The sequence below is a fragment of the Alkalithermobacter paradoxus genome, from assembly GCA_002029295.1.
GTDB classification, from domain to species: domain Bacteria; phylum Bacillota; class Clostridia; order Peptostreptococcales; family Peptostreptococcaceae; genus Alkalithermobacter; species Alkalithermobacter paradoxus.
On record MZGW01000016.1, the window covers coordinates 1 to 6,876 of the forward strand.

7 protein-coding genes and 1 pseudogene are annotated in these 6,876 nt (G+C 31.3%); 6 read left to right on the top strand and 2 right to left on the bottom strand.

Annotation, left to right across the window (positions count from 1 at the left end; all coding sequences use genetic code 11):
- Positions 1 to 326, top strand: a pseudogene (locus CLOTH_RS10115) (transposase); the annotation flags it as partial.
- A gap of 425 nt (positions 327 to 751) precedes the next feature.
- Here CLOTH_RS10115 and CLOTH_RS10840 read toward each other — a convergent pair.
- Both CLOTH_RS10840 and CLOTH_RS10845 read right to left on the bottom strand, forming a co-directional pair.
- The gene (locus CLOTH_RS10840) at positions 752 to 1,318 is read right to left on the bottom strand and encodes a hypothetical protein (RefSeq protein WP_331722088.1); all 567 of its coding nucleotides are present in this window, start codon (positions 1,316 to 1,318) and stop codon (positions 752 to 754) included.
- Positions 1,234 to 1,914: a transposase gene (locus CLOTH_RS10845; RefSeq protein WP_331722086.1), complete on the bottom strand. Its 681-nt coding sequence runs from the start codon at positions 1,912 to 1,914 to the stop codon at positions 1,234 to 1,236. Before CLOTH_RS10845 ends, CLOTH_RS10840 begins: the two co-directional genes overlap by 85 nt.
- A gap of 182 nt (positions 1,915 to 2,096) precedes the next feature.
- Here CLOTH_RS10845 and CLOTH_RS10125 point away from each other — a divergent pair, with 182 nt between their 5' ends.
- The 5 genes from CLOTH_RS10125 to tnpC all read left to right on the top strand — a co-directional run bounded on the left by CLOTH_RS10125 (position 2,097) and on the right by tnpC (position 6,628).
- The gene (locus tag CLOTH_RS10125; RefSeq protein ID WP_079413680.1) at positions 2,097 to 2,561 is read left to right on the top strand and encodes a hypothetical protein; all 465 of its coding nucleotides are present in this window, start codon (positions 2,097 to 2,099) and stop codon (positions 2,559 to 2,561) included.
- Between the two features lie 22 nt (positions 2,562 to 2,583).
- Positions 2,584 to 3,468, top strand: coding sequence for a hypothetical protein (locus CLOTH_RS10130; protein WP_079413682.1), 885 nt, complete (start codon positions 2,584 to 2,586; stop codon positions 3,466 to 3,468).
- 1,107 nt (positions 3,469 to 4,575) lie between these two features.
- Positions 4,576 to 4,926, top strand: a complete 351-nt coding sequence (gene tnpB / locus CLOTH_RS10135; protein ID WP_079413684.1) for an IS66 family insertion sequence element accessory protein TnpB — start codon at positions 4,576 to 4,578, stop codon at positions 4,924 to 4,926.
- Positions 4,927 to 5,018: 92 nt separating this feature from the next.
- The gene (locus CLOTH_RS10850; protein ID WP_331722087.1) at positions 5,019 to 5,144 is read left to right on the top strand and encodes a hypothetical protein; all 126 of its coding nucleotides are present in this window, start codon (positions 5,019 to 5,021) and stop codon (positions 5,142 to 5,144) included.
- Between the two features lie 29 nt (positions 5,145 to 5,173).
- Complete coding sequence (gene tnpC / locus CLOTH_RS10140) at positions 5,174 to 6,628, top strand: IS66 family transposase (protein WP_331722089.1); 1,455 nt, start codon at positions 5,174 to 5,176, stop codon at positions 6,626 to 6,628.
- Positions 6,629 to 6,876: the final 248 nt, after the last annotated feature.

The following is a 6,876-nucleotide window of genomic DNA, read 5'->3' on the forward strand; positions in this document are numbered from 1 at the left end:
GCTATAAAGAGTATATATCAAATTCTAATGTTTGTTCAAAATGCGAGTTTTTACACAAATGTACTGATAGTAAAAACAATAAAAAGGTAGTATCTAGACATGTTTGGGAAGAATATTTAGAAGAAGCCGAGCACCTAAGGCATACTAATTATAATAAAAAAGTGTATGCATTGAGATCACAAACGATTGAAAGAGTGTTTGCTGATTTAAAAGAAAAGCATGGACTGCGTTATACAACTCTTAGAGGAATAGATAAAGTTCGAATGCAGACCCTGCTTGCTTTCGCATGTCTAAATTTAAAAAAGCTGGCAAATTGGAAGTGGAAAAACTCCAAAAGCCAGCTCTTTTTGCAATCTTTTTTTGTTAGGAAAATACATATTTCCAAATTACAGGATATTTTCTCATGCAAGTTAAAATATTTGCCCTTTCGGGCAGATTGTTTTGTCTACAAACTGAAATGCCTATAGTTTAATTTTAAACTATAGGCATTTTTGTTTTTGTAAGATCAAATTGAAGAAATTCACCAAATTATGCAGGAAATTTACATTTAAAACAGAATATATAAAAGTATACAAATAGATATGAGCATAATTAAATAAAAAATAAAACAACAAAAGTTAAATTATTACAATTTTTACTAAGAATAGCTTAACTATCTAAAATGGAAGTTAAATAGAAATGAAAGAAACAAAAAAAGGGCAGACTATCCCCTTGATAAAATTGATGCTTAAAATTTTTAATATAAATTAGGTTAAGCTGTTCTTTTTAATCCCGATAGGGATTTGTATTTATCAACACAGCCAGATTTTATAGCAGCAATTGCAATAGATAAAAGACAAATATGTCCGATTGTATTTAGATTAGAAACAGAGTCAATATTTTTAACAAAAGCTTGCTCAGTATTTAGATTTTTCCATCTAGAATTGTATCTTTCAGATTCAGTTCTAAGACTGTATATTTTCTTGAAAAATATAGAATCACGATTTATAGAAGATCTATAATCAGTGCCAATACTTATGTATTTTACACAACCTCTGTTTTTCTTACCGTTAAAGAATTTTTCGTGGTTACATGGACATAAAGAATCATCTTTAGAAGTTCTAAAAGGACAGCAAAACTTTTGTTTAATATAGGAATCAAAATATTGTTTGCCATCTTTATGCATTGCTAATCCAGCATAGCATATTATATTACCTGTGGATGTTAATTTATTAGATTTTCTTTTGCGTTTATTTAATGCAATGAAAGCATGACCTTTAAGGGTATTACGAATAAAATCATGATTTTGCTTTGAATCATAGCCCTTATCAGCGATAATATAACTACCTTTTTTTTCTTTGAATTATTGGGTTTATCTTCTAGAACTTGAACATTCATAGAGTTATTAGCAGTATGAACACCTAATTTACAATCTTTATCAGAAGAAGGATGGTTGTTTTTAGAAAACTTGTTATTTGCGAAGCATTTAGGATTATTAAATTTAGTGTTAGCTTTAACAGGTGTTGCATCAACTGATATAAAGTTGTTGTCAATAAATCCTAGTTCTTTAAGAATATTAACTTGATTTTTCATGATTTCCTTAAGATAAGAGTTAGATAATTTTTTAACAAATCTCTGAAAAACTGAATATGAAGGCAAAGACTTAAGAATATTAAAACCACAAAGCTGAGCAATGATTAGATTATTTTCTAAAAAATCTTTTAGGTCAGTAATTTTGGCGAACTTCTCACATTTCATAACAATAAAGGCTCTAAAAAGAGCATGGCGAGAATAACCATTAGAACCATATTTAGAAGGAATCTTATCTGGTAATATAGATAAATCAAGGTTATCAAAGATTTTGGTATAAAAATTGATAAGCTTTTGAGAAGTAAAAAGTTCAATTATATTAAATATTTCTTGACGTTGGTACATAGAGATTTCCTCCTTATTGTTTTTGTATTATGTGTGGTTATATAATATAATTCGACAAAAAGAGAGGAAATCCTATGACATAAATTTGAGTGATAAAAAAATTGTGGCCCTATCGGGCTAGTAAAATCAAGGTCTTTGAGTTATGCTCAAGGCTATAATACTAATAGAAAGGAGGTGTAACATTGAAAAATAAAATTATGCTATTTATAGGAGTGTTAACAATACTTATTGTAGCTATATATACATATTATCATTTTTCTAATTCTTCAAATATCATAATGAACTTTGGTGAATCTAATAATTGGAGAATTGAAGCTTTTATGCAAAATAATAAGGATATATATATATTTAGACCTACTTTATATCCGAAGTTTTATCCAGATAATAGTTTAGAATTAGAAGTTATATGGAACCTAGATGAGAAACTATCAATTGATCATGTTAATTCGCCTGAATTAACTAGTATCTATTCATTTAGTGAGACCCAAGCAAAGCATCTTCCAGATATACCATTGCAGAACTTTAATTTTTTAAATGGTAATAGGAAAGAAATCCTTAGATTGTTATCTCAAAGTTCGATTGAAATAGTATGGAGACAAGGGGATGGCGAGATCCAAAAAGAAACAATAAAAATAAATTACAAATAATACATTAAAGGGATAGAAAAAAATGAAAAGAATATTATCGTTGGTAGTTATTTTAGTTTTACTATCGAATACATTTGTCTTTGCTGTAACTGGAGCAAAATATGAGTTGCCAGAGAAAAAACAAGGTTACTTCGATTTAGATATTGAAATGTATCAAAAAGACTATAGTCTAAATAATCCACAAGTTATTTACATTCAAAAGCCTGATGGTAGGAAATATGAAGGTAGAGATTTAGAAGAGTTATTCTCAAAGAACAATACGCAAAGTAAAAGTGATGATGACTTCACAATACTACAGATACCAATAGATCCAGGAACTACTAGAATTGTTACGGGGAACGCTAGTGTTAGTTCATGGGTAATTAGAGATTCTATATCTAAGCGAACTTGGAATCTTTTAAAAGGTTTAACATTAGCAGTAATTGGTTTTATTATTAATCCAGTGGGTGGATTTATACTAGGTGCTGGAGATGCAGTAATAAGCAATGCTGTAACAAATTCACATCAAGTAGAAAGTGTTTCTCAGTTTAATAACAGAACATTAAAAAAGATTGGAGAGGCCTATGATGGAAGTAAATGGGTTCCGTTAGCAGAGTTCCAAAGATGGGAAGAATACTGGCAAAAATATACATATACATACGATAGCCAAGGTAGGGAAACTAATTCATTCAGGTATGTATCTTTTCCTGGTGCTTCTGGAAGAATTATATTGCCAAATACGCCAACAAAAACACAACAGTATGTACATTATAATGATAATTTAAGGCTTTCTTCTATAACATATGAACGATGGCTTATGAAACTTGGGTATTACGTTTATAAATTTAATGAGTCGGGTGCTAATACATCAGTAAATAATTCAACTTGGTGGCAGAATTATGTAAATAGTAAAACAATACAACCATAAGCTCCGCCAAACAAAACTATATAGTGCTTAGATTAAACGCCTAATGGACTAACCCTATATTGCTTACGTACTACTCCCTGTCAAGTAGACCGTAGGATTAATAAATACTCAATTAAGCGACTAGACCCCGATATTCCATTGGGCTATGGTCGTTTTAGTTTTTCTTGCTTTCAGTATGGATCAAACTTTGTATTGTCAGGGATGGTTATTTTTTCGTCCCAAATATGGGAAGGAGTATCTGTTAAGGTGGATTAGCGTTAACCTATATACATAAAAACATTTGAATTATTTTGTGGGATTTAGAGGGAAATGGTGGGTTGGTGTAGAAAAAATAAGTGAATAACAATGCTTATAGCTATTAGATTAAAGATTTGGTTAATCGTTCATAAAGTATGGCACTATAGAAATATTGTACTTATGAGGTAATGAAATTAAAAATTGGAAATTTAAGCTATGTTGAGTAATTCAAAGTGAAATAAGCCGAATTGAAAGGTTGGGCATAAGAAAATTAGATTAAACTACTGGTAACCTGAGGCTTGGAGTATTGCAGTTAGGAGAATGTTCTGTAAATTTCAACAAAAAGTTTAATATAAATTATGAATATAACTATTAGTATTCATAATTTTTTATGCTTACTAAAAATTTCAAAAGGGTGTGGTTAGTACAATGAATCCACAATTAATTTATATTTATATTAAAGATATTGGCAGGTGTTTTGTAAGCGTCAAAGAATCTCCGCCTATACTTCAACTATCAGCTTTGTTAAACTACAGATAATAAACTTCTAAGGAGTGTGATCTGTTTGGCTAATAAAGCGGTAGCTGTTGATTGGGAGGATATCTTATCGAAGTTCGCTACATACAAAGGGACAATCAAATCCTTCTGTAAAGAGAATAATATAAGTCCTCATTAATTCTATTATCAGAGAAAGGCAGCCAAAAAGAGAGTTACCCCTGTATTCCATGCTATTGATTTTAAAGAAGATGCTATTCCATCTAATTCGAGTTTAACCTCAAGCATTAAAATAGAAATAGGCAAGGCTAAGATTCATATACCAAGTCATGATAGAGCAGCTCTAACAAATATTCTTGGAATGATTATGGAATCATGTTAAATATAGACCAGGTAGATAAGGTATATTTGGCTTGTGGGATAACTAATCTTAGGAAAAACATAGATGGATTGAGTTTGATAGTACAGACCCAGTTTAAGCTAGATCCTTTTGAAAAAGCCCTGTTTGTTTTTTGCAATAAGCAGATGAATAAGCTTAAGATATTGCATTTTGATGATGGTTTTTGGCTATACTACCATCGATTAGAAAGAAGTAAGTTTAAGTGGCCTATGTCAAAGGCAGAAGCTCTTAAGGTTTCCAAAGAAGAATTAAAATGGCTACTAAAGGGGTATGAAGTAAGAACTGGTTCAAAATTCAAACCTATTGAAGCGAGAAATTGTTTTTAAAAAAGATACCATAAAACCATATGAAATGTTTAAATTTCAATGAATTTATGGTATAATTATTTCATGAAAAAAAAGAAAATGAGGATAGAAAAATGAGTCACTTAAACTTAGAAAACCAGCTTGACGAAAAAACTAAAGAGTTGATTTTAAAGATGGAAGAAGAGCTTGAATCCAAGGATCAAGAAATAGCCACCTTAAAAATGAACTGGCATATCTAAAAAATCAAATTCTTAATAAAAATAGAAGAATATTTGGTTCTTCCACTGAACAGACAAGTGCTATGCAACTATCATTCTTTGATGAAGCTGAAAATCATAGCAACTTAAAAGCTGAAGAGCCTACTGTTGAAGAGATTACCTACAAGAGAACTAAGCCCTCTCAAAATACAGGGAAGAAAGATAACTTAGCCAATCTAGAAAAAGTAGTTATTGAGCATAAATTAGATGAAGACCAACAATCCTGTAAGGACTGCTCAAGTGACTTAGTAGTTATAGGTACTAAGTCTAAAGAAATTCTCAAGTACATGCCAGCGAAGCTATATGTAGAAGAGCATATAACCTACAGCTACGCTTGTAAAACCTGTGAAGAGAATAATGAACAGGCTAATATAGTAACTACAAAGGCTCCAAGAACCCTGCTCCATAAAAGCATGGCCTCTAACGAGCTTCTTAGTCATGTAATCAATTTAAAATATCATTATGCTATGCCTTTATATAGGCAAGAAAGCTATTTCAAAATGATGGGTGCCCACCTTTCAAGGCAAACCCTTTCAAATTGGATTATTGCCACAGCCATAGAGCTACAGCCAATCTACCAGCTACTTAAGGAAGAACTCCTAAAACGAGACTATATCCAGGCTGACGAAACAGTGGTAAAAGTCTTAGATGATAAGGGGAAAGAGTCAAAGAAACAAAAATACATGTGGCTCTATAAGTCCCCAGATAAAGATAGTCCTATCGTCATTTATGACTATCAAAAGACAAGGTCGGGGTCTTGCCCTAAAGGATTTTTAAGTGGGTTTTCCGGAAACCTCCAGACTGATGGCTACGCCGGTTATAACAAGGTTGAAAATATAAAAAGAATATACTGCCTTGCCCACATTAGAAGAAAGTTCCACGATATAATAGTACATTTAGATGAAGAAGCCCTAAAGACTTCAAGAGCATTAATAGGGTTTAATTATTGTGCCAAACTTTATGATATAGAAAAGAATCTCAGAGATAAGCATAGTGAAGAAGAAAATTACTATGAACTTCGTAAAAAAGGAAGGCAGGAATTATCCGAGCCAATTATAGAAGAGTTTATAAAATATGTAGATGAAGAGATTGAAAATGTAGTTCCAAGAAGTCCCCTTGGAGCAGCTTTAGCATACACAAAACCCCTTTTGCCAAGTCTAAAAGCTATTTTAGAAGATGGATCATTAGAGATAGATAACAACTCAGCGGAACGCTCTATAAAACCCTTTGTAATGGGGAGAAAAAATTGGTTATTCTCAGCTTCAACCAAAGGTGCAGAGTCCAGTGCCTTATTATATAGTCTAATAGAAACCGCTAAAAATAATGATTTAGTTGTTGAAAAGTACCTGCTATACTTAATCGATAGCTACTCAAACATAGATCCCAACGATAAGGAAAGTTTACTAAAAATATTACCTAATTCAAAGGATCTGCCTGAGGATTTAAAAATTAAAACCAAGCAATAAAAAAGATAATCCAGTAGAGCAGGTAACTAACCTCTACTGGATTTATTGTATCAAGTATTGTTTTTTATTTCTATACGTCGATTCTTTGACGCTTACGATGAAAATTGTGAATATTGTGGATGTAATGAAAATAGTAGTAGAGCCACGTATTAAAAAAAATATATATGTCTATTACGTTTCATTGGTACTTCTTACAGTTGCTATTTCATTACCACATTCTGTATTGACAGTTTTACTATTGTCTAAAG

Bases quoted from the DNA above. Each gene is read 5' to 3' on its own strand.
- CLOTH_RS10845 (WP_331722086.1), bottom strand. From the start codon at position 1,914: ATGTACCAACGTCAAGAAATATTTAATATAATTGAACTTTTTACTTCT.
- CLOTH_RS10130 (WP_079413682.1), top strand. From the start codon at position 2,584: ATGAAAAGAATATTATCGTTGGTAGTTATTTTAGTTTTACTATCGAAT.
- tnpB (WP_079413684.1), top strand. From the start codon at position 4,576: ATGTTAAATATAGACCAGGTAGATAAGGTATATTTGGCTTGTGGGATA.
- CLOTH_RS10850 (WP_331722087.1), top strand. From the start codon at position 5,019: ATGAGTCACTTAAACTTAGAAAACCAGCTTGACGAAAAAACTAAAGAG.